The organism is Pleionea sp. WD8-19, assembly GCF_055326765.1.
This window is the reverse complement of record NZ_JBUZOU010000016.1, coordinates 18,322-43,118: the sequence shown is the minus strand read 5'-3', so window position 1 is coordinate 43,118 and position 24,797 is coordinate 18,322. Positions and strand designations below refer to the sequence as shown.

Here is a 24,797-nt window from a genome sequence, read left to right as displayed (position 1 = left end):
TGACTGACCTTAAAGCGAGCTAATCATAAATAGTTCGCTTTAAAAAGCGCTATTAAAATAAATCATCACTTGTCGTTCCGGCATTTGGTAATCAAAAGGAAATGGACCGGTTTTTAATAGGTAACGTTGTTTATCCAGCAGGTTAACGATTTTAATCTGAAACGACATTCGAGAACTTAGGTAATACTCGCTGTTGAAATCGATGTTGGTCCAGGAGCTGAGTTTTGTTGGCCTGTGATCGTCTAAGTTAAAATCGTCGGGTACCGTGACGCCAAGCGGTAATTCACCTTGAGGGTTACCGAGTTCGCTATCGCGCCTTTCCACTTCATCTTGGTAATGCAAGTTAAAGCTTACGCGTAAGTCGTTATTAATATGATAAGCGAGACCTGCGTTCACTTTTGTTTCAGGTTCCCACTTTAAGTCACGATTGTGGGCGCTGAATTCTGGAGTGCCTTGTTCATCGAATGCGAGAATTTCCTCATCCAGACGACGTGTCAGAGAAACATTTCCGTACCAATGCCAGTCGCGATAACGGCCATTGAGCTCCATTTCGATGCCCGCATTTTTCGTGGAAAAAATATTCGTACTCAGATTAAAGTTTACCGTTGAGTAAGCAATTTGGTTTTCAAATTCGGTGACAAAAAGGTTCCATCGTAATTGATGGTTTAAGTCGATTTGCCAGTCGCCTCCTAACTCTAATGAATTGAGTTTTTCTGGTTCGAGTTGTGCGATATTGGATGCCAACGAAAAAGTATGGGCACCACCCATTTCAGTCGGCGTCGGCGCGCGAAAAGCTTTGCTCCAAAGCAGTTTCATAGTGTAATTGGGTGTGAGTTGCCACACGCTGGCTATGCGAGGGCTAACTTGAGACCAATGCTTTTTTACTTTGGTTATCGGATTTTGATTGATGTCTCGGTAATCCACATTAAACTCATCCCAACGTAACCCCAAAGTCAGTTCGAAGTTACTGTGGATCCAAGCACCACTCGTAAGTTGCATAAAAATAGCACTGTTGATGACGGGTTGGTCGAGAAGGTAGTCGAGCCATGGACCTAAAGATTGATTGCGATTATCGGGAAAGGGCTCAAAAGCAGGCGAGTCGACATTAATGTTACTGTAATGTTCGTTGTCACCTTCGTAAATGAAATAATCCGATTCAAACCCGGTTAAAAAGGAAGCTTGTTCATTGAGGTAAAACGTGAGCTGGGCACGCATAAAGATGTCTTCTGCATGTGTGTCTAAATATTCCCACATACCTGCTGGGTAATAGTCATCAAAAGCGCCGTTGGGGTAATATCGTTGATTCCAATCGATGTTGTGCTTTTGGTAGCGGATTGTGTATTCGCGTTCGATATTTCGACTTTGTTTTTGATAGCGTAATGAAATCAGATCGCGTGATTCCGCCATAGACTCTTTAAAGTCGGGTGCCCAGAAAACCCAACCATGACCGGTATGGAATTGCCATTGCTGGTGGTGATATTGAATTTGCCACTTGTCTGTAATTGTCAGCTTACTCCAAAAATATTGATTGCTCGATTCGGTATTAATATTGAATTGAGCCGCACGTGGCCGGTTGGTGATGGGGTCTGAGTCGGTCGCTAATCTACCTGAACCATCGTAACTGAGATAATTTTGACCCTGTGTGCGATCGAGGTGATAGGCGACAATAAAATCCCAGTTATTATCATAGGTACCCGATATGAATTGATAGCGTCGGTTTCCGTAACCGGCTGGCAAGGACAGGCGCGTCGATACCATGGAATCAAGATCTTCTGCATTCATGGTATTCATTTGAACGACACCATTGGTTGCATTACTGCCATAAAGTGCCGATCCAGGTCCTCGTATCACTTCCACGTTTCGACTAAAAAACATTGGCATCATCCAGGTGTAAGCACTGCCGTATAGGTTGTCGTTAAAAGGGATGCCGTCAATGAGATGCAAAATGTGGTTATTGCTCCAACTGTCAAAGTTGCCTCGAAAGGCGACAGTGGGGCGATCATAGTCTTGCGCTGGGCCAAAACCAGGTAACGAATAGAGTAAGTCGTTCAGTACCTCAAATCCGTAATCTTGCAGTTGATGTTGATTGTGGACAGTGGTGATAGCAGGCGCTCGTGAAATTTTTGTGTCTATTTTACTGGCTACTTTCACTTTAACGTTGAGCAGCTCATCGATAGACATGTTCCAAATGTCTTCTTCAGTGGCATAAATATTAGGCGTAAGCAAACCCATGCACAGTAACGGGACCGTTGCTGAGCGGATTGACGCCATATTAAACCGCTTTCTGTGAGCGTTTGCTAACTTCAAAGATTACTCGCTTTAATAGCCTTTTTCTTGGTTTGCTTGTAATCCAGTATAGAACAAATCGTTGTTAAAAAAGGGCGATATCAGAGGATAATTCTATTGGACTTGACCTTAATCCAATAATGCTTGGATGGTTGAAAGGCAAGAACCGCAGTTGGTTCCGGCCTTAAAGCGTTGACCGATGGCTTCGGTAGTACAGCTTCCTGTCGATATTGCGTTTTCAATGGTCTTTTGAAACACATTAAAGCAACTGCACACCAATGGCCCTAAATCGACTTGGGCTCTTGCCGATTGCCCAAAAAGAATCCACTTTTTTTCTGTTGTGGTTTTATGAGGTTCAAGCAATTGCTGATTTAACCAGTGGGCGGAAACTTGGCTCGCTTTGGGGCTGAAGTGAAGCCAGTATTGCAAGCTTTCCTGGCGAAAGTAGGCTGCTCGATATTCTCCGACCACCGGGTCTTGATAAGTCAACCAGTGTCCGTCGGTTACTTCGAGCGATGAGAGCAGTCGATTGAAGTCCAAGGCGTTGTTATTGGTCGCTACTCGATATTGATAGCCGCTTTCTAACGGCCAAAAATGCCAGTACTCAACATCCAGATGTTTTAATGGTTGGCGACTGCAAATCGTGCCCTGAAAAGCAATCGGAATTTTTTTTAATGTAACGGGGGTGTGTTTAAAAGCAGGTTGTCCCGAAATTGGGTCGCAAACTTCAGCCGTTAAATGGGATACGTTGGCATGCGTTGCAAATTGTTGGTTCCAGTGAATGGGCAGAAAAACGTGACCAAGACTTTGCTGAGTGTCCGTTATAACTGGAACACAACACCGACCTTGACGACTGCTAACCACGACCCAGTCTTTTTCTCTCAACCGGTATTTCGCTGCATCAACGGGGTGAATTCGAAGGAATGGCTCGGCATCATGATGAAACAAAATGGATGTATGACCGGTGCGACTCATACTGTGCCAATGATCGCGCAGGCGACCTGTATTGAGGAGGAGTGGAAAGCTTTTATTCGTTGACTGTTTGGGTAGTTGTGGATTTATCGCTATAAATCGCGCACGACCGTTCGCTGTTGGAAAACGACCTTGAGCAAAAAGTCGATTCGTTTTCTGTGCTATTGAATCACTTTTGCTTTCGGGCTTAGGCCATTGAAATGGCTGCAAGTGTGTGTATTCGTCATCGGATATATTTTTCAAAGCACTGATATCGAAAACACGATCTCCTGAGTTTTCATAACCTGACAGTCGAGCGTGCTCTCGAAAAATTTGGGCCGGTGATTCGTAATGAAACGCTTTTGTAAATCCCATGGCTTGCGCCGTCTGAGCTATGATCCACCAGTCGGGTCGAGCATTAGCGTCGGGTGTTAAAAAAGCGCGTTGACGAGAAATTCGTCGTTCGGAATTAGTGACTGTCCCGTCTTTTTCACCCCAGGCTAACGCAGGTAATTGAATATGCGCTAGCTTACTGGTGTCAGTTTGAGCGACACAATCTGAAACGATGACCAATTCACATTGTTTCAACGCCGCTTCCACTTTATTACGATTGGGTAAACTGAAAAGAGGATTGGTCGCCATGACCCAAATGGCTTTTATTTTATTGTTGGCGATAGCATCAAACATTTCAATGGCTTTAAACCCTGTTTTCTTGGCAAGTTTTGGTGCCTGCCAAAACTCTTTAACAATGTGGTGGTGTAACGGATTTTCAATGTCCATATGAGCCGCCAATTGATTGGCAAGTCCGCCAACTTCACGTCCACCCATTGCATTGGGTTGTCCGGTAATGGAAAAGGGGCCTGCACCGGGTTTACCAATGGCACCGCGCGCCAAATGACAATTGATGATTGCGTTTCCTTTATCGACCCCGCTACACGATTGATTAATTCCTTGGGAAAATACAGTAATGATTTTTTGCGTACTGGCAAACGATTGAAAGAGTCGGGCGATCGTCACTTCAGAAAGCTGGCAAATGTCAGCCAGTGACGTCAATGTTTTAACGGATGTAGGGCAGGCATCAACGGCGTCTTGAAAACCTTGAGTGTGCCGTTGAATGTAGCCAGTATCCAAGTGATTATTTTTCGAGAGATAATATAAAAGTCCGGAGAAAAGAAAGCCGTCGCTACCCGGTTTTATCGGTAAATGCCAATCGGCAATATCACAAGTTGCGGTTTTACGAGGGTCGATGACCGCTACTTTCAATTTTGGATTATTTTGTTTTGCTTTCTGAATGCGTTGAAAAATAATGGGATGAGTCCAGGCCATATTCGAACCGGTTAAGAGAATTAATTCAGCTTGCTCGATGTCGTCGTAACAAACAGGCACCAGATCTTCTCCAAAGGCGCGTTTATGTGCGGCGACTGCAGAAGACATGCACAGTCGAGAGTTGGTATCGATATTCGCGCTACCAATAAAGCCTTTCATTAATTTATTAGCGACGTAATAATCTTCTGTCAGCAATTGCCCAGAGACATAGAAAGCAACGGCATTTGGACCGTAGCGTTCAATGACTTTTCTTAGGCCGGACGCAGTTGCATTAATCGCTGTTTGCCAATCAACATCTTTACCAAAAACGCGAGGTTTCTTTAAACGAGGTGTCGTGTCAATGGTTTGCAATAAGTTGTGACCTTTAATACACAATTGCCCGTGATTGGCAGGATGGTTTGGATCACCACTGAGTTTGAGTTTTGATTGCTCGGAGCGTATGGTAATGCCACAGCCAACACCGCAGTAAGCGCAGGTTGTATTGATTGATGAATAAGCGTTTTTCTGCATCGTTTCAAATAACTTAACCGTATTGTTGAAGAATGAATTTACGCAGCGACCGAAAGAGAATCCTTTTCTTGGCGCATGGCTCCCAAAAATAAGCGTTGTCGAATATCACTTATCTCTTTTTCTTGCTGCATTATTTGATACAACCAAGGACCCGCTGACACATCGCCCAATAAACAAATGCCTTTGATTTTGTTGTCAGCAATAAAAATACTTTGTGATATGGATTGATCAGGGGCGAAAAAATGCATCCTTTCGTAATGGCTGTCGGATTGAATGACACCCGCAGAATACAAGTGTATTCCGGAAACTTTCAGTTGTGTTGGTGAAGGCTTAAAACGGTAGTGTTGGTATCCCTGATGCGCCAGATGATTGGCACACACTTTGGCTTGTTCAACGACGGGTAATACCATTCCGAAAGTTTGTTTACGGTGCTCCACACATTCACCTACGGCGTAAATTGATGGGTCAAACGTTTGCATAACGTCATCCACCTGTATGCCGCGTTGGCAATAAATGCCACTGACTTGCGCCAAATCTATGTTGGGTTTTACGCCAACAGCGAACACCACCATATCAGCCATTATTTGCGTACCATCGTCTAACGCAACCGCAGAAACTTGTTTGCCGTTTTTGCTTAATATCGCTTTGGTGTTGGCATTGAGAATAAAATGGACGCCTCGCGCTTCCAGCTGTTGTTGTAATAGCATGGCGGCGGGTTGATCCAATTGTTGATTCAATAACCAGGACAAATTATGCAGCAAAGTTACGTTAATGCCTCGTTGAACCAATCCATAAGCAGCCTCTAAACCGAGCAGTCCTCCACCAATAACCACGGCGTTTTCTATGGTTTTGCAACGGCGAATCATTTCGCGGGTGTCATGCAATGTTCGAAACGCAATCACTCCATCCAGTTGATGGCCTTCTATCGGTAAGATAAAAGGATTGGAGCCCGTGGCCAGTATCAATTTGTCGTAACCATAGTGCCGTCCACTTTTACCGATGGCTTTACGATGGGCACGATCGATGAATTGGATGTGTTCTCCGGTGATTAACTCAATATTGTTTTGGTGATACCAGTCGGCATTGTGAACCGTTATGTCGCTTCCGGATTTTTCGCCACTCAGTACAGGTGATAATAAAATGCGATTGTAATAGCTGTCGATTTCATTACCAATGAGCGTTATTTGATATTGCTGAGGAGCCAGTTGAATCAACTCTTCAATCACCCGGTTTCCAGCAACGCCATTACCAATAACCAGCAGTTTGGTTTTACTTTGCTTTGTCATTGAACTAAACCCAATTCAATTCGACCTTCTTTAACACGTACTGGAAACGTTGTCAGTTTAACGTTTTTGTCTTGTAAGCATTCCCCTGTGTCCAATGTAAAATGTTGTTTGAAAACAGGAGAAGCAACGACTCTTTTTCCTTTTACTGAGCCCACAATGCCGCGATAAAGTACATAGGCGTGGCTGAATGGATCTCGGTTATCTAACGCATACACCTGATCGTTTCGAGTACGAAACAGTGCAACTTGTTGTTGACCTATTTTGGCGCAAACGCCCGTTTCCGGAATAATACTTTCAACTTCACAAATAGGGTGCCATTTAAGTTTTGTATTCGAATTCATCACTTAACTCCTAAACTTCCGCGACCGGGATCGAATTGCCTTTCAATGATACTGACGTTGGTTTTTCATTGACGTACAGTGGTCTTTTTTGATCGCGCTCGCGCACGTATTGCAAGCTGTCGTCAATGTCGTCACTGTTGACGAATTGCTTAAAGCGCTTAACGACTTGTGGGTTTTCGATGGTTGTCTTCCATTCACACTGGTAATTAGTAATATTGTGTTGCATCTGCTTTTCCAGTTCTTCTGCGATGCCTAAACTGTCCTCAATAATCACTTGTTTCAAATAATCGAGACCGCCCTCCAGATTTTCCAGCCAGTTCGATGTTCGCTGTAATCGGTCAGCCGTTCGAATGTAAAACATGAGAAAGCGATCGATGGTTTTAATTAATGTTTCTGTATTCAGGTCGCTCGCTAATAAATCCGCGTGACGAGGCTTCATACCGCCATTGCCACAAACGTAAAGGTTCCAACCTTTTTCCGTAGCAATCACACCAACATCTTTGCTTTGTGATTCAGCGCACTCCCGTGTGCAACCCGATACGGCCATTTTTATTTTGTGTGGCGAGCGTAAACCACGATAACGTTTTTCAATGTCGATCGCTTGACCGACGCTGTCCTGTACACCGAAACGACACCAAGTTGACCCAACGCAAGATTTTACCGTGCGTAACGATTTTCCGTAGGCGTGACCGGACTCGAAGCCAGCATCGATTAAATCTCGCCAAATATCGGGAAGTTGATCAACACGTGCACCAAACAAATCGATGCGTTGCCCACCGGTGATTTTGGTGTAAAGGTCGTATTTTTTGGCTACTTCGCCAATGACGATCAGTTTATCGGGCGTGATTTCCCCTCCGGGAATTCTGGGCACTACCGAATAACTGCCATCACGCTGTAAATTGGCAAGATAATAATCGTTTGTATCTTGTAATCCGGCGTGTTGCTGGTTCAAAATAAAATCGTTCCAGCAGGACGCAAGAATTGAAGCGACAGCCGGTTTGCAAATATCACAACCGTCTCCTTGCCCATATTCGGTGATCAATTGTTGAAAGGATTTTATGTTTTCGACGCGGATCAAATGGTACAGTTCTTGTCGACTGTAATTGAAGTGCTCGCAAATGGAATGGTCTATTTCGATCCCCGATTTTTCCAACTGATGGTCCAGCAACTGCTTGAGTAATGGAGCACATCCACCACAACTGGTTGCCGCTTTAGTTGATTGTTTCAGTTCGGCCAAATCGATAATGCCTTTATCGATTACCTGACAAATTGTCGACTTGGTGACATTGTTACAAGAACAGATAGGTGCGGATTCTGGCAACGCGTCCACACCCATCGCGTTACTTTGACCGTCCATTTGTGGTGCGATCAAGGCACCCGGGTCGTTATTTAACTTTGTGTTATTCAAATACAATTGGTGCAATCCCGAATATTCCTTGGCATCACCCACTAATATTGCACCGACCAAGGTGTTTGTTCTTTTATTAAGAAAAAGCTTTTTATAGAAGCCTTTATCCTCATTGTGATAGATAAAAGCCGAAACATTGTCATTATGGTTATGCACCTGTCCGATACTGGCGACATCGATGCCCAGCAATTTCAGTTTGGTGCTCATGTCAGCGCCCTGAAATTTTTCAACCTTGTTGTTATCGATAATCGAGGTGTTTTGCGTCACTCGATAGGATAAATGTTTTGCGGCAATACGAGCCATTCGATAGCCAGGTGCTACCAGGCCAAACGTTTTATTTTGCCACGCCGCCACTTCGCCGATAGCGTAAATACGCTCATCCGAAGTCTGACAGTACTCATTAATGTTTACACCGCCGCGTTCACCGAGTTGTAAGCGAGCTTGTTTTGCAATGCGATCATTCGGTCGAATTCCTGCAGAAAATACCACCATATCGGTTTCCAGTGTATCTCCATCAGTAAAGTGCAAACAGTATCGTGCACGTTTTCCGTTAACAATTTTTGTTGTTGCTTTATTGGTGAATACTTGAATGGATAACTGTTCGATCAAAGATTTTAAGGTGCTACTGGCGGTTGAATCTAACTGATTCGCCATTAAACCGGGAGCAAACTCAACCACCGATGTTTTCAGTTGCAAGTTTTTCAAGGCGTTCGCTGCTTCCAGTCCTAGCAGGCCACCGCCAATCACGACACCGCTATTGGATCTTTGCGCGGATTGCTTAATCGCATCCAAGTCATTTAATGTTCGATACACATGACAATGTTCACGATTATTACCGTCGATAGGTGGTACAAACGGAAAGGAGCCTGTGGCAAGAATTAAAAAGTCGTAATTGTATTGACTCTCTCGATCGGTACTAACGACTCGCTTACTGCAATCAATGTTCAGCACTTTCTCTTTGAGCTTCAGTTGCAGATTAGGACGTTGAAAAAAGTCTTTCTCTACAAGCGATAACTGATCTTTGGTTTTTCCTTCGAAATAGCGGCTAAGTCCTACCCGATCGTAAGCCGGATAAGCTTCTTCGCAAAGTACGGTGATCTCGACCTCGTTTATAATTGGAGCGTTCACCATCTCTTCAACAAATTTATGGCCGACCATGCCATGACCGATTACCACTATTTTCTGTTTCGTCATTGTTTGTTTTTAACGTTATCCCGTATTGAATTTAGTAAAGGCAATTGCTGTGCCATACATGAAAGGATGAGGGAACGAAGTGCGAGAATTGGAAGATGATGCGTATTACAAATCAGGGAATAGTAATTTAGCGCTTAATTTTATTTTGCTCTTGATTGAATGATGTTCTTTTTTGGCGCAACCGAACTTTAAAGCGATATGTGTTGCACTCAATTGGTACTTGATTTTTCATGGTGGAACGAAGTTCATGAAGATCTTAACCACTCACGTGCTATTTTTAGTGATGGTTATTCCCCAGGAACGGTTTCGCGCTTTCTCGGCTACCAAGGGCATTCCTTGCACCATGAACATTGCGCCATTTTCTCATGGCACATCAATTGCCTCAGAGCTTTGAACCAACCCATTAACAGGAACAAAACTGGGGCACTTTTATGAGCATAAAAAAATTTAACGTGTTGGATCTTTCGCAAGCTCGGATTCGTTTATTGCACCTTAGCTGGATTGCATTTTTTATTTCTTTTGTTGTGTGGTTTTCTCATGCGCCACTTTTAGCACATATTAAAGAGGCATTTAATTTAACGTCGGATCAGATCAAAGCGTTATTGATACTCAATGTCGCCCTCACTATTCCTGCACGTATGGTCGTGGGTATGCTGGTAGATCGGTGGGGGCCCAGGGTTATTTATTCAGCATTATTAATAACGTCTTCTTTTATTTGCTTTGCTTTTGCGTTGGCGCAAAGTTTTGAACAACTGGCCATTACACGTTTCCTATTGGGCTTCGTGGGTGCCGGATTTGTTATTGGTATACGTTTGGTCAGTGAGTGGTTTTCTGCACGTGATATCGGATTGGCTGAGGGTATCTACGGTGGTTGGGGGAACTTTGGCTCAGCTGCAGCAGCAATGTCCTTGCCTACGGTTGCTTTAATTTTTGGCGGACAAGATGGGTGGCGTTACGCGATTGGCTGCACGGGTTTGATTGCCTTGTGTTACGGGCTTTTCTTTTTTTGGCGTGTAAGAGATACACCCGTAGGTTCGGAATATTTTAAACCGCATCGTTCCGGAGGCCTCGAAGTGTCCACTAGAAACGATCTGATTTTGTACTTGATGATGACCATACCTATGTCGCTAACTTTATTGGTGCTGATTTGGAAGTTAGGGCCAGGCAATTTGGCTTTGATACCCGAAGTCGGTATTTATGTTTTGTACGTTTTGGTTGTGTTGATGGCCACGTTTCAAGTTTTTCAGATCATTCGTGTGAATAAAGAACGATTTAACAAGCCGTTACCGGAATTTGATCGTTACGCTTTCAAGCAGGTAGCGGTTCTCGATTTAGCTTACTTGGTAACGTTTGGTTCTGAACTGGCCGTGGTTTCGATGTTGCCTTTGTTTTTTATGGAGACATTCGATCTGGATCCAGTAAAAGCCGGTTTACTCGCATCGGGTTATGCATTTATGAACTTAGTGGCGCGTCCTGGTGGTGGATGGTTGTCTGATAAATTCGGTCGAAAAAGTTTATTAACGTTATTACTGGTCGGTTTAACCTTTGGCTATTTGATCATGAGCCAAATTGACAGTGGCTGGCCATTGGCACTTGCGGTAGTAGCGACCATGTGTTGTTCTTTCTTCGTTCAAGCGGGAGAAGGCGCTGTATTTGCTACGGTACCTTTAATCAAACGTCGACTGACTGGTCAAATTGCTGGCATGGTCGGCGCCTACGGTAACGTGGGGGCTGTGATTTTTTTAACGCTATTGACGTTTGTTGAAGCTTCAACGTTTTTTATGATCATTGCAGTGTTTGCGGCAGTTACAATTGTTTTCGTGCAGTTCATGGATGAGCCCAAAGGACACATTGCCGAAGTGCGTCAGGATGGCAGTGTTGAATTGATAGAAGTGAGTTAAAACACGGACATAAGAAGAAGTATGGGGCTATCGCAACTGGAACATTTGCAATACACGGTTGATGTGGAGTTGGCACAACTATCGTTTGCGGGTATAAAGTCAGTCAATGAAGACAGTATCGGAATACGCGTTCCTGAAGGACGTCTCTTGGCAACAAAGGGGATGGTTGCGGTTATTGCAGATGGTGTATCCGCCGCAGCAGGTGGCAAAGAAGCAGCGGAAACCTGTGTGGTTAATTTTATTCAGGACTATTTCGCCACGCCCGAAAGTTGGAGTGTAAAGCACTCGTCGCAAAAAGTACTTACTGCGCTGAATCGATGGCTATTCTGGCAAGGAAGGCATTTAAACGATCAGCATAAAGGTTATCTTTGCACGTTAAGTATTTTAATTATCAAATCACAAACGGCCTATTGCTTCCATGTTGGTGACTCTCGAATTTATCAGATGCGTAATCAAAAGCTATTGCAGCTGTCTCGTGATCATGCGAGAGAGGTAGCTCCAGGGAAAAAATATTTATCGCGTGCAATGGGCTTAGAGCCAGATTTAAAAGTGGATTACTTCACATTTCAATTGCAGCCCAACGATTATTATTTACTCACTACGGATGGTGTTCACGATACGTTGACTGACAGTGAAATGTTTTCCATTATCAATCAACATAAACACAGTCTTGATTGGCGTTGTGAACAATTAATAAAAAAAAGCGGTCAGCGGGGAAGTCAAGATAATTTGAGTTGTCAGTTAATAAAACTGAATACATTGCCTTCCATTAGTGCGGATGAGCTTTACCGTCATTTATCTAAGTTGCCGTTTCCACCGGTTATGAGAAAGGGCGACGTAATCGATGGGTATCGTATTGATGCCGAAATTTACCATGGCAAGCGTAGTCATATCTATCGGGTGAGTGATGCGAATGGTCACTGTATTTTAAAAGCACCTTCCATTCATTTTATAGATGACCCAGCCTACATTGAAAATTTTTTAGTGGAACCCTGGATTGGCATGCGACTGCAAAGTGCGCATATTGTTAAAATTAAAAATGCCGGCAAGGCTCGTCAATCGCTGTATTATTTAATGGAAGAAGTTAATGGTCAAACGCTAGGTAACTGGATGGCTGAGCATTCCGTTTTGCCGTTAGAAGAGGTGATTTATCTCGCGACTCAAATGTTGAAAGGGGTGCAGGCATTGCATCGCAAGGAAACTCTACATCAAGATTTAAAGCCGGACAATATTATGGTGACTCATTGTGGCGTCATTACCATCATCGATTTTGGTTCTTGTCTGGTAAAGGGTGTACACGAAGTTTCCGTGCCGTTTGTGCGCGATAAAGCCTTCGGTACTTTGGGATATTCAGCGCCTGAGATTATACTAAAAGGCGAGCCTGACTTTGCTAGCGATCTTTTCTCAATTGCTGTGATTCTTTATGAAATGCTTACTCGCCGCAAACCTTACCATGGAAAGCTTCAGAGTTGCCGCAAGTCTTCACAGCTGTATCGACTCAAATACCAGCCTATTTGCGAAATCAACCCGAATGTGCCAGCGTGGGTTGACCGTGTAATCGCGAAGGGCTTAGCCTTAGATGCAAAGGAGCGCTATCAGGAAGCAAGTGAGTTTATTCATGCATTACAACATCCTGTCGAACAACCCAACCGCACCTTTTTGCCTTACTTAAAGAGAGATACGCTGAGCTGGATTTGCGGCATTCAATTTTTTCTCATCTTCTTACTATTGCTGGTAGTCCTACAAACATAGTCTTTTCTGCGGCATAAACCCTTCACTTTCTGTTTAAGCAGCTATATTTAATTTATAGACTCTGTTCGGTTTCCCTAAAATAGGTAAACAAGTGGTTTAGTAACAATTGGCTTTGATAAAGCAGGTTATCGTTCTATTTAACTTCTAAGCGACAATAAAACCGTATCAATGTTATTTCAATTGCTGGGATCTCTAGGGCTGTTTCTACTCGGTATGTGGATGATGACTGAGGGATTAAAAATGGCAGGAGGCCGCGCCTTACAAAAACTCTTAGGTCATTGGACTTCTGGAAAAATTCGGGGGTTATTCGCAGGCATTTTTATCACTTCATTAGTGCAATCATCGAGTGCTGTCACCATCGCAACTTTGGGGTTTGTAAACGCAGGACTGTTAAATTTTCAACGTGCCTTGTGGGTTGTGTTCGGAAGCAACATAGGATCCACATTCACAGCTTGGATAGTCACTTTATTTGGCTTTAGCTTTAAAATCGATACGTTTGTTCTTCCTTTATTGGGCATCGGTGCCATGATGCGTATGTTCTATCCCAAAGAGCGAGGGCAAGCGCTGGGTATGGCTATTGCCGGATTTGGTCTACTGTTTATGGGGATCGATGCCTTAAAAGGGACTTTTATTGATTACGCTCAAGTGATCGAGCCAGGCGCATTGCTGGCCGGTGGAAGCTTTGTTACCTTGTGGGCATTGATCATCGGATTAATGCTTACTTTAATCAGTCAGTCATCGAGTGCTGCAATTGCAATCATTTTGACTGCGGTCGCGAGCCAAGTTGTTAGTATGGAAACCGCAGCGGCAGCGGTGATTGGCGCTAATATAGGCACAACCTCAACGGCTTTAATTGCCGGAATTGGGGCGACTGTTAATGCGAAACGGTTAGCGCTTGCGCATGTGATATTTAATTTATTAACGGGTCTCGTCGCGCTATTAATACTGCCATTATTTTGGTGGTTTGTTGAGTCGATTGCGCGAGTGGTTCAACTTGATACCAACCCAGTACTGACACTCGCTATTTTTCATACCTGTTTTAATATTTTGGGCGTTGTGCTGATGTGGCCCATTGAGCCGAAATTGATCCAATTTTTATCGCACACGTATCGCTCTATGGATATTGATTTACTCAGGCTGCATCATTTGGATTCAAATGTTGCCAGCGTTCCAGATTTAGCGATTCGAGCTATGATTTTGGACTTAAGAGAATTAAGTGATCATGTGCAAAAATTTCGTTTATCGACCAACCAAGAGTTGATTACTCGAAAAGATGAATGTATGCAATCCATTGAGCGACTCGCTCGAATGCGAGAGTTAATCGAAGTCAGTTTTAAATCCAACCTCACACAACAACAAGGGGAGGCGTTAAGTGCGGGATTAGCAGTATGCCACCATTTAAACTACGCATCGCAAACGTTTATCGATATTATCGAGCGTGTCGATGAAAGTTTAGATAATCACACACTACTTCCTAAGCAATTAGATGATTGGTTTTCGGAAGTTAATCGATTCAATATAGAAATAAAGAACTTATTGCCTGATGAATTTGAGATAGAGCTACAACGGTTTAAAGACAACTATAAGTCAGTTAAAGAAAATTTATTGCAAGCGAGTATTGCAAAACAAATGAGCTTAAATGCGATTGATGTAGCGTTACAAGCTGCAAGTTTCAGTCGACGTTTTGTTGAGTTACTCGTGCAAGCAAAACAAGCGTTTGAGATGATTACAATGGAACGAAATAAAATCAAAGGAGGAAGCGATCAAGAAGGGAAAAGCGAACTTCAATTGGAATACGGTATGGGGCAGGAGATCGTTAAGTCAAAACACTCAAAAGAATGAATGTTGAAAAGGGTAGTCTTAAACTATAAATGTTTGATCTTGATTGAGCGATTAAGAAATTAAAAGGTGAAGTAAAACGCATGGTTAAAATTGCATTCTTTAGCAGTAAATCCTATGACGAAGCGTTTTTTGAGCAAGCCAATAAGGCATTCGGTTTTCAAATGGATTTTTTTGATACCAAGATCAATGAGACTAATGTTCAGTTAGCCAGTGGGTATGATGCGATATGTGCTTTTGTCAATGATCGACTAGATAGTGATGTATTAAAGCAACTTAAAGACTTTGGTGTGAGTTGCATTGCTTTGCGTTGCGCGGGTTATAACAATGTGGATTTGCCTGCTGCAAATGGTTTTAACCTGCCCGTATTACGTGTACCCGCGTACTCTCCACATTCTGTTGCAGAACATGTTATAGCATTATTGCTAACATTATATCGCTCAACACACAAGGCGTATAATCGTGTGCGAGAGGGTAATTTTTCATTGGTCGGAATGACTGGTCACGAAGTGGCTGGGAAAACCGTAGGCGTCATTGGCACGGGAAATATTGGTAAAGTTGTTTGTCAATTGTTTAGTGGATTTGGTTGTCGTATTTTAGCCAATGATCCTAACCCGGATAAAGCGCTTCAAAAGTTTGAGAATGTAAATTATGTCAGTTATGACGAGCTATTAAAGGCGTCGGACATTATAACGTTACACTGTCCATTGACCGAGGTAACGAAACACATGATTGATCAGTCTGCAATGAGTAAAATGAAGCAAGGGGTGACAATAATCAATACGGGCCGTGGTGGCTTGTTAAACACACACGATGTATACGTGGCGTTAAAGAAAAAGAAGGTGGGTTATCTCGCAATTGATGTTTATGAAGAAGAAAGTAATTTATTCTTTGAAGATTTATCGACAGAAATTGTAATGGATGATTTGTTTATGCGATTAACCACATTTCCAAATGTGTTAATTACGGGGCATCAAGGTTTTTTCACGCAAAAAGCCTTAACCAATATAGCTGACATTACTTTATGCAACATTAAGCAATGGTTTGAAACCGGAGTATGCACTAACCAAATCAAAACTTAAAAGTTTGAAACCCCATTTAAGGTTCGTAACTTAACCGACCTGTTGCACAGCACTTTTCATTCATAATGAGTCAGGTTACTATTGCGCCATAAATTCGTAGAGGAACAAATCGCTTATGGTTATCAAACCAAAAATTCGTGGTTTTATTTGTATTAATGCTCATCCAGTTGGATGTGAAGCTTCGGTTAATGAACAAATTGCCTATGTAAAATCTCAAGGCCAAGTAGATTGTCCAAAAAACGTTCTGGTCATTGGTTGTTCGACGGGTTATGGCTTGGCTTCACGAATCACGGCCGCTTTTGGCGCTGGTGCTAAAACACTGGGTGTTTGCTTTGAGAAAGAGCCCACCGAAACAAAAACAGCAACCGCTGGTTGGTACAATACTGCAGCGTTTCATAAAGCAGCAAAAGCAGAAGGGTTGTATTGCAAAACGCTCAATGGCGATGCTTTTTCACATGAGTGCAAAAAACAAGTGATCGAACAGATCAAAGAAGACATGGGGCAGGTGGATTTAATTGTCTACAGTTTGGCGTCTCCTCGTCGCACCGATCCCGATACAGGCCATACCTATAACTCGTCACTGAAACCCATTGGTGATCGTTACACAACCAAAACATTCGATACCACTAAAAAAATTGTCCATGAAATTGCGCTTGAGCCTGCCACTCAAGACGATATCGATAATACGATTAAAGTTATGGGGGGCGAAGACTGGGAGCTTTGGATTAAAGCGCTAAATGAAGCCGGAGTGCTTGCGCCTAACTGTCGGACCACCGCTTATACTTACATTGGTAAAGAGTTAACTTGGCCTATTTACGGGCACGCGACGATAGGTAAAGCGAAAGAAGATTTAGATAGAGCGGCAGCGGCTCTGAACCAACAGTATCAGTCGCTTAACTTGCGTGCTTATGTCTCTTCCCTCAAGGCGGTTGTTACTCAAGCCAGTTCAGCCATTCCGGTAATGCCTTTGTATATTTCCTTGATGTTTCAAGTCATGAAAGATGAAGGGTGTCACGAAGGCGTAATCGAGCAGATATATGGTTTATTTAAACATCTTTTATTTGCAGAAAACCCTCCTGTTGACGAAGCGAAACGACTTCGCATGGATACTGTAGAAACGAATGACGAAATTCAGAGTAAGATTAAGGCTATTTGGGAAAAAGTTACCACTGAAAACTTTCCAGAACTCGGTGATTACGAAGGGTATCATCAAGACTTTTTGAAATTATTTGGGTTTGGTTTCGAAAATGTGGATTACGATGCCGATGTTAACCCTGTGGTAAATTGGGAGTAACTTAATCCAGCGGCCAATGACACGTTACCCGTTGACCTTTGATGTTGCGGGTACGTGGTACTTGTTCTAAACATTGTGCTTGCGCATAAGGGCAGCGCGATGCAAAGACGCAGCCTTGAGCTAGGGCGGCTTTACCTCGAAATTCCTCGGAAAGGGTTTGCGGCTTAACTGAAACACTGTGTCTATAAACCGGGGTACTAGCCAGTAATCGCCGAGTGTAGGGGTGTTTTGGCGAATCAAAAATCTGATCCACATCGCCGTACTCCATCATTTGTCCTCGGTACATGACCAGTACTTGATCACTGATGTGTTCAACCACGCCTAAGTCATGCGAAATAAACACATAAGACAATTTTAACTCTTCCTGCAAATCCATTAACAGATTAATGATTTGTGCTTGAACAGAGACATCCAGTGCGCTTAAAGGCTCATCTGCAACAATGACTTTAGGTGATAGCATCAGTGCCCGGGCGATGGCGATGCGTTGTTGTTGTCCACCAGAAAACATATGTGGAAACCGGTTCATGTGTTCTTCACGCAAGCCAACGCGAAGCAGCGCCTCTATAACCGCTTGTTTGCGTTGATGACCGTCGAGCTTGGTGTTTATTTTAAGCGGTTCCTCGAGTGTTTTCCCTATGCGTGAGTGGGGGTTAAGTGAGCTTGCTGGATTTTGAAAGACCATTCGAATCTTTTTAAACTGTTTTTTTTGTTCGAACCGACTCAATTGGTAAATGTCTTTATCGTCGATAAGGATTTGGCCATGAGTTGGAGAGTCAATCCCGACTAACTGCCGGGCCAATGACGATTTACCGGATCCTGATTCACCAACAATGGCGAGGGTTTTTCCTTGCTGAAGTTCGAAACTGATGTTATCGATGGCTTTTAAAACCGGACCACCTTGACGCCAATGATTGATTAAGTAATGTTTACTCAAGTTTTCAACTGCGAGTACCGGCTTAGTCATGATCAACATCGTCCTTGTTGTCAGTGTTCGTTGTGATCGGTAACGGAAAGTGACAACGTACCAGGCCGTGTTGATCGATATTTTCCAGACGCGGTGTTTTTACACATTCTTTGGCCGCTCTTGGGCACCTTGGGCCAAGTCGGCACCCTACCGGTAAATGATATATGGCGGGGATGGTTCCTTTAAGTGAATACAGTCGTTGTCCGGTTCTATGCCTTTCTCCGATGTGCGGAATACTGTCGAGCAGTGCGCGCGTGTAGGGGTGGCGAGGATGCTCCAAAATATTGCGCGTTTCCGCATTTTCCATGATTTGACCACTGTACATCACACACACACGTTGTGTGGATTCGGCCAGCAGTGCGAAGTCGTGGGTGATTAGGATCAGTCCCATTTCACGTGTTCGATTGAGCTCTAACAGCAGTTCGATAATTTGTGCTTGAATAGTAACATCCAGTGCAGTGGTGGGCTCATCGGCTATCAATAGCTGTGGCTCGGCGGCAATCGCCATTGCGATCATCACCCGTTGATTCATACCTCCCGAAAGTTGGTGAGGGTATTGCTTCATACGAGTTTCTGGCTCATTGATGCCAACCGCGTTTAACAGCTCCAGAGCTCGTTCAATTTGCTTTGAGCGGCGGCGGATCCCATGTAACTCGATGGTTTCTGTTAGTTGGCTGCCAATGGTAAAGCAGGGATTTAAACTGGTTTGAGGTTCCTGAAAAATAATACTCGCGTTTTGAGCGATAAATTGACGCCGTTGATCGTTGTTGAATTTCATCAGATCCTGACCATTGAGGCTGATGAAGTCGGCGGTCATTCTTGCGTTTGGAGAAAGCAGGCCCATAACGGCCAACGCAAACATACTTTTACCAGAGCCCGACTCGCCGACAATCCCCATTACCTCGCCACGGCTCATTCGCATTGACACTTTATCGAGTACGCGTACCCAACCTTTATGGGTTTGAAATTCGACACTGAGGTTTTCGACATGCAACAGGTTCACGTTTGATTCTCCCGAGGATCAAGCGCGTCTCGTAAACCATCGCCTACCAGATTGATGCTAAGTACGGTAATCAAAATGGCAAGACCGGGAATGGTGACGGTCCATGGGGCAAGTTGAATTAAATCTCGCGATTGTGAAAGGATGGTCCCCCATTCTGGATTAGGCGGCTGTGCGCCTAGTCCGAGAAAACCCAGTGCTGCAATATCGATAATCGCTGTAGAAAAGGCCAAGCTGATTTGTACGATCAGCGGCGGCAAAATATTGGGCAAAATGGAATGACTGAACAGTCGAATGGGGTGAGCGCCATCGAGTCGGGCGGCAATAACGTAATCTTTCGCCATTTCTTCTTTTATTGCCGCACGAACAATACGAACAAAATGCGGTATCAATACAATGGCTACCGCATAAATGGCATTTGGCAGACCAGGGCCAATAATCGCCACGATAACAATGGCCAGAAGCAGTGAGGGAACGGCAAGAATAATATCCATCAAACGCAAAATAACAAACTCAATCACACCGCGGCTAAGTCCGGCGATAGCACCTAAAATGACTCCGGCTAACGTCGCGATCAATACAACGATCGCAGACAACCCTAGTGATAACCGGGAACCGTAAATAATACGCGAGAGCAAATCTCGGCCCAAATCGTCGGTACCCAGCAAAAAGTCGTTATTGCCTTGTGGCATCCACGCCGGCGGTAAACGAAGAGCATCGCTGAACTGTAAGGCCGGATCATAAGGGGCAAACAATGGGCTGAATAAGGCTAACAACAGGATAATCAGCAAAAATATTAAACCAAACATAGCCGCGCGATGGCGGCGATAGCGTTTCCAAAACGATTGCCAACGCCCGGGAATGGGAATATCGCGATAAATTTTTATCTCATTCATTTGGGCTTCCTAAGGCGCGGATTAATAACCGAATACAACAAGTCGACACTGGCGTTAATCAGAATGACAAAACTGGCGACCAGTAATACGGCACCTTGAATGCTGGGAATATCGCGTCGAAAAATAGCTTCGACCATCCATTTACCAACACCGGGCCAAGCGAAAATAGTTTCCGTTAAGATAGCGCCGGTTAGGAGGACGCTCGACTGCAATCCTACGACGGTTGCTAACGGGATCATGGCGTTGCGTAAGGCGTGTACCCAGATGATTTTCCAGTCGCTCACCCCCTTTGCTTTAGCGGTGAGTATGTATTCGGCAGACAATACTTCGATCATGGCTGAACGTGTCATGCGTGAAATGGCCGCCATGGGTACAGTGGCTAAAACAAAGGAAGGAAGAATGAGGTGTCTTAATGCATCATAAAAGGCCGCGAGTTCGTATTTAGGGTAAGCCAGCAATGTATCAATCAACATAAAACCGCTGATGGGTTCTATATCGAAAATGTAGCTGATGCGCCCGGCTACTGGCGTAACACCAAGTCCTAACGAAAAGAGTAGAATCAGCAACATACCCCACCAAAACACAGGCATAGAGTAACCGACTAAAGAAGTGCTCATGACCAAGCTGTCGATCCAGGTGTTTTTTCTAACCGCTGCTAATACACCCGCGGGTATTCCGACCACTAATGCGATAAATGAAGCGAAAATGCCCAGCTCTAAAGTCGCAGGAAAAAAAGTTAAAAACTCATCCAAAACCTGATGATTAGTTACGGTCGAGCGCCCTAGGTCACCTGCAAATATCTGGTTGATATAGATGAAGTAGCGCTTTGCCAGAGGTTGGTCTAGCCCGAGTTGCTGTGCGGCTTGTTGATATTCCTGGCTGTCAACGGGTAGGTTACCAAATTGAATCACCACAGGATCGCCAGGAACCAGTTGTGTCAAAGTAAAGAAAATCAGCGTGATACCAAAAAAACTCAGTATCAAAATAAATATTTGCCTCAACAATACAGTGATCACGGATCCACCTTGTGCAACGATTTTGGCTCCAATGAAACACCGCTAAAAAAGACGCCTCCGGTCAAGGATAATTTTAAGTTTTTAACGCGTTGATTGATGAGCATATTTTGCCGAGTGTGAGCCAGCGTTAACCAAGGCGCTTCTTGTTTAAAAATTTGTTGAGCACGTCGGTAAAGCTGTGTTCTTTGTTTTTTATTCGAAATGGTTTTGGCATCTCGAATAATGGCGTCGAACTCTTCGTTGCACCAAAATGCTGAATTTTGCCCGACTTGTGCAGCTTCACAACTTAACAGTGAACTCAAAAAGTTATCGGGATCGCCATTGTCTGCGATCCAGCCTTGTAGCGCAGTTTGATGCTCTCCAAACTTTACTTTTTGTAAAAATGCCCCCACTTCGTAGGTGATGATTTTCGCTTTAACGCCGATCTGTTTTAGATCCTGCTGGATCAGTTCCGCCGTTTTCACCGAGTTTGGGTTATAACTGCGTTGTTCTGGAAACGCCCAGATATCAATTTCAAAACCATCTGCATAACCCGCTTTGTACAAAAGATTACGAGCCAATTGAGGATTGTATTCGAAGTCTTCAATTTCTTCGTTATACGACCACATATCGGGTGGAATTGGATTTTTCGCTATTTCGGCAGAATTATAAAAGACGGCATTCATAATGGCGGCTCGATTAACAGCATGATTTAACGCTTTGCGCACCAATGGATCGTTGAGTGGCTTTTTGCGCGTATTAAAACTCCAGTAAGCGATATTGAGTCCACGTTGGCTAACCAATTTTACTTGCCGACTTTCATCGAGATTTTGCAAGTGAATGGGCAGTGGGTTGCTCATTACATCGCACTCGCCTGCGGTCACTCGAGCAAATCTTAATGAGGGGTCTGGCGTAATGGCAAATACAATATGCTCAATCGCTTCTTTGCCTTTAAAGTAGCGTTCGTGTGCCTGATAGCGAATATAAGCATCGGCCTGATAGCGAATAAACTTAAACGGACCGGTACCCACCGGATAATGAATAATTTGATCCAGTTTCGAATCCGCTTTTAATTGCTCAGCGTATTCCGCTGACATGATCGACGTAAACTCCATGGCCAATACCGAGAGAAACGGTGCAGAAGGGCGGTTAAGTTCAAACTGAACGGTATGGTCATCGAGCTTATGTATATCACGGATCAACGCATTTAACCCTTGAAACTCAAAATAGGAGTAGTCTCGATTACCAACACGATGAAAAGGATGATCGCGCAGTCGCTGACGGTTAAAACTAAAAATGACATCATCAGCGTTCATAGTACGTGTTGGCGTAAAGTAGGCCGTTTTATGAAACTCTACGTCGTCGCGCAGATAAAACGTATAACGGGTGCCTTGCTCACTGATTCGCCAGCGTCGGGCGAGCGAAGGCGTGATCTCAACCGTGCCCGGCTTAAACTCAACCAAGCGGTTGTAAAGTTGACGTGCAGAAGCATCAAAAGCAGTGCCAAAGGTTACTGTATGAGGATCAAAACTGTCCGGACTGCCTTCGGAGCAATATACCAACGTTGAGTTGTACGCTTTTAAGTCGATGCTACCGGGTTCACAACCACCGAGCAACATCAGCCCGCACAGCAACCAATTTTTGCTTTTGTTTATCGATAAGGGAAGTTGCTGAGCTATCTTCATGCGCCATCTAGCAGTTTGTATTTTTTCAAGTAGCCGCGTAATTGGTGGTAGGTTAAGCCTAACACTTCCGCCGTTTTTTTCTGATTAAACTGTGAATACGCGAGTGCGTCCTGGATCAGTTTGACTTCGGTATCTTGCATTAATTGTTTTAAATCGAGTGGAAAGTCAGCGTTTAATGTCTGTGAGCCACCCTCTCTGTTGTTATTGTCCTTGCGGTTAATCTGTGGACGATAGGGCGACTCAAAAGGGTCGAGAGTCAATTGTTCAATGGGTTCTTCATGATTGGAAAGGTAAACGCTGCGCTCGATAACATTTTTTAGCTCACGAATATTTCCCGGCCAGTGATAGTCACAAAGCTGCTGTTCTGCGGCTTCTGAAAATCCTTTAAACATGGGAAGGCCCATTTCAATGGTCATCTTCATTGCAAAATGATGCGCCAATAATAATAAATCTTCTTTTCGGTGACGAAGCGGCGGCAGGGTTATGACATCAAACGCCAGTCGGTCGAGCAAATCGTGTCGGAAATGACCCTGCTCAGCTAAAGTAGGTAGATCTTCGTTGGTCGCTGCAATTAATCGAACATCGACAGAAAGGGTTTTGCTGCCACCAACCCGTTCAAACTCGCCATATTCGATCACACGGAGAAGTTTTTCTTGGATTAATGGCGAAGAAGTCGCAAGCTCGTCCAGAAACAAGGTGCCTCGATCGGCTAACTCAAAACGACCAGCGTGTCGGCCTTTGGCGCCTGTAAATGATCCCGCTTCATGGCCGAAGAGTTCAGACTCCAGCAGGTTTTCATTAATAGCTGCGCAATTGAGTTTTATCAAAGGTTGTTCCCAGCGACTGGACAAGTAATGCAGTCGCGCCGCTATTAACTCTTTGCCCGTGCCTCGTTCCCCAACGATCAGTACCGGACGGTTAAGACTGGCAACGCGTGACACTTTTTCCAAACATTCAAGGAAGCTGGATGATTCACCGATTAAATTGTCCGGCTCGCGACGATTCAGCATGGGCGGTTTATGGTTAAAAAGACGAAAATTTAGTTAATTTAACCTGAGTTATGAACAGATTGCCAGAAAAAGTTAAAAAAATCTTTTAATTACATGATGTTAGTAGTTCTTGAAGGTTGGCACACATCTTGATTTTAGGTTCAGTATTAACAGCATCTAACCGGGTTGAATAGGGAGAAAACACATGAAGCCTGGCATTGAAATGAAGACATCAACGACAACAATCCGTAAAATTCGCATTTGGGCTCAGTTATTATTGGCGTTGTTGGGCATCTTATTTTTCATGATGAGCTTGTTGTTCGAGAATCAACAACATTCAAACGCAGTCAAATATATATTTAACCCGTTAAACGTGGTGATCGAACCGCAGCCTGTTAGTCAACAGGAGCAAAACTGGAGAGTAGGTTCATGAGTATTTTTTCGCGCTTTGCCGATATTATAAACTCCAATATCAATGCATTGCTGGATAAAGCCGAAGATCCGCAAAAACTGATTCGGATGATCATTCAGGAGATGGAAGATACTTTGGTCGAAGTCCGCACGGTATCTGCTAAATCGTTGGCCGACCGCAAAGAGTTGCAACGCAAAGCCGATTGGTTATATTCAGAAGCTCAAGATTGGCAGCAAAAAGCTGAGTTAGCGGTCACTAAAGGACGGGAAGATCTCGCGAAAGCAGCGTTAAATGAAAAGCATAAACTGGATACGGATATCCGCGAGTTGAATCGACAGATAGCCGTTTTAGATGAATCGATTGCTAAATTAACCGCAGAGATTTCTCAGCTTCAAGACAAACTGGTTGACGCTCGCTCTCGCCAACAAGTCATTAGTATGCGTTTTTCAACGCAATCTTCACGCGTAAAAGTCAACCGTAAACTTTACGATTCCGAGTCAACTAACGTGGTTGAAAAATTTGAACAGTTTGAGCGTAAGCTCGATGAGCTAGAAGCCGAAGCCGATAGTTTACAAGTCGGTCGTAAAAGTGATTTACGTGCCGAATTTGAAAAACTGGAATCGTCGGAAAAAGTGGATGAAGAATTGGCTGAACTCAAGGCAAAGCTCAAGTCTGAGTAAACATTC

At 43.9% G+C, this 24,797-nt stretch carries 18 protein-coding genes; 7 read left to right on the top strand and 11 right to left on the bottom strand.

Annotation, left to right across the window (positions count from 1 at the left end; all coding sequences use genetic code 11):
- Positions 1-39: 39 nt before the first annotated feature.
- The 5 genes from ACTUJY_RS16555 to nirB form a co-directional block, all read right to left on the bottom strand.
- A complete protein-coding gene (locus ACTUJY_RS16555) occupies positions 40-2,271 on the bottom strand; it encodes a TonB-dependent receptor (RefSeq protein WP_463617234.1) in 2,232 nt (743 codons plus the stop codon).
- 144 nt (positions 2,272-2,415) lie between these two features.
- A complete protein-coding gene (locus ACTUJY_RS16550) occupies positions 2,416-5,073 on the bottom strand; it encodes a nitrate reductase (protein WP_463617233.1) in 2,658 nt (885 codons plus the stop codon).
- Between the two features lie 38 nt (positions 5,074-5,111).
- Entirely contained in the window at positions 5,112-6,359 is a 1,248-nt protein-coding gene (locus tag ACTUJY_RS16545; protein WP_463617232.1) for an NAD(P)/FAD-dependent oxidoreductase, read from the bottom strand.
- Positions 6,356-6,700 (bottom strand): nitrite reductase small subunit NirD, encoded by a 345-nt coding sequence (gene nirD / locus ACTUJY_RS16540; protein WP_463617231.1) that lies wholly within the window; start codon positions 6,698-6,700, stop codon positions 6,356-6,358. The genes ACTUJY_RS16545 and nirD overlap by 4 nt, the downstream gene beginning before the upstream one ends.
- A gap of 10 nt (positions 6,701-6,710) precedes the next feature.
- Positions 6,711-9,302, bottom strand: coding sequence for a nitrite reductase large subunit NirB (nirB, locus tag ACTUJY_RS16535; protein ID WP_463617230.1), 2,592 nt, complete (start codon positions 9,300-9,302; stop codon positions 6,711-6,713).
- A gap of 431 nt (positions 9,303-9,733) precedes the next feature.
- Between nirB and ACTUJY_RS16530 the strand changes: the two genes are divergently transcribed.
- The 5 genes from ACTUJY_RS16530 (at position 9,734) to fabV (ending at position 17,170) form a co-directional block, all read left to right on the top strand.
- Entirely contained in the window at positions 9,734-11,203 is a 1,470-nt protein-coding gene (locus ACTUJY_RS16530) for a NarK family nitrate/nitrite MFS transporter (protein WP_463617229.1), read from the top strand.
- A 21-nt stretch (positions 11,204-11,224) separates the two neighbouring features.
- The gene (locus ACTUJY_RS16525; RefSeq protein ID WP_463617228.1) at positions 11,225-12,955 is read left to right on the top strand and encodes a protein kinase domain-containing protein; all 1,731 of its coding nucleotides are present in this window, start codon (positions 11,225-11,227) and stop codon (positions 12,953-12,955) included.
- 168 nt (positions 12,956-13,123) lie between these two features.
- A complete protein-coding gene (locus ACTUJY_RS16520; protein ID WP_463617227.1) occupies positions 13,124-14,797 on the top strand; it encodes a Na/Pi cotransporter family protein in 1,674 nt (557 codons plus the stop codon).
- Between the two features lie 80 nt (positions 14,798-14,877).
- A complete protein-coding gene (locus ACTUJY_RS16515; protein ID WP_463617226.1) occupies positions 14,878-15,876 on the top strand; it encodes a 2-hydroxyacid dehydrogenase in 999 nt (332 codons plus the stop codon).
- Positions 15,877-15,991: 115 nt separating this feature from the next.
- A complete protein-coding gene (fabV, locus tag ACTUJY_RS16510; RefSeq protein WP_463617225.1) occupies positions 15,992-17,170 on the top strand; it encodes an enoyl-ACP reductase FabV in 1,179 nt (392 codons plus the stop codon).
- 1 nt (position 17,171) lies between these two features.
- On the opposite strand, the gene ACTUJY_RS16505 is transcribed toward fabV, so the two are convergent.
- From ACTUJY_RS16505 to pspF, 6 genes are read right to left on the bottom strand one after another with little or no spacing between them, the layout of a single operon-like run.
- Complete coding sequence (locus ACTUJY_RS16505) at positions 17,172-18,134, bottom strand: ABC transporter ATP-binding protein (RefSeq protein ID WP_463617224.1); 963 nt, start codon at positions 18,132-18,134, stop codon at positions 17,172-17,174.
- A complete protein-coding gene (locus ACTUJY_RS16500; RefSeq protein ID WP_463617223.1) occupies positions 18,127-19,137 on the bottom strand; it encodes an ABC transporter ATP-binding protein in 1,011 nt (336 codons plus the stop codon). The genes ACTUJY_RS16505 and ACTUJY_RS16500 overlap by 8 nt, the downstream gene beginning before the upstream one ends.
- Positions 19,134-20,030 carry an ABC transporter permease subunit gene (locus tag ACTUJY_RS16495; protein ID WP_463617222.1) on the bottom strand — a complete coding sequence of 299 codons (897 nt, stop codon included), beginning with the start codon at positions 20,028-20,030 and terminating at the stop codon, positions 19,134-19,136. Before ACTUJY_RS16495 ends, ACTUJY_RS16500 begins: the two co-directional genes overlap by 4 nt.
- Complete coding sequence (locus tag ACTUJY_RS16490) at positions 20,027-21,046, bottom strand: ABC transporter permease (protein WP_463617221.1); 1,020 nt, start codon at positions 21,044-21,046, stop codon at positions 20,027-20,029. The genes ACTUJY_RS16495 and ACTUJY_RS16490 overlap by 4 nt, the downstream gene beginning before the upstream one ends.
- Positions 21,043-22,710 carry an ABC transporter substrate-binding protein gene (locus ACTUJY_RS16485; RefSeq protein WP_463617220.1) on the bottom strand — a complete coding sequence of 556 codons (1,668 nt, stop codon included), beginning with the start codon at positions 22,708-22,710 and terminating at the stop codon, positions 21,043-21,045. Before ACTUJY_RS16485 ends, ACTUJY_RS16490 begins: the two co-directional genes overlap by 4 nt.
- On the bottom strand, positions 22,707-23,720 hold the full coding sequence (pspF, locus tag ACTUJY_RS16480) for a phage shock protein operon transcriptional activator (protein WP_463617219.1): 1,014 nt from the start codon (positions 23,718-23,720) through the stop codon (positions 22,707-22,709). Before pspF ends, ACTUJY_RS16485 begins: the two co-directional genes overlap by 4 nt.
- A gap of 184 nt (positions 23,721-23,904) precedes the next feature.
- Here pspF and ACTUJY_RS16475 point away from each other — a divergent pair, with 184 nt between their 5' ends.
- Entirely contained in the window at positions 23,905-24,132 is a 228-nt protein-coding gene (locus ACTUJY_RS16475; protein ID WP_463617218.1) for a hypothetical protein, read from the top strand.
- Entirely contained in the window at positions 24,129-24,791 is a 663-nt protein-coding gene (gene pspA / locus ACTUJY_RS16470) for a phage shock protein PspA (protein WP_463617217.1), read from the top strand. Before ACTUJY_RS16475 ends, pspA begins: the two co-directional genes overlap by 4 nt.
- Positions 24,792-24,797 lie beyond the last annotated feature (6 nt).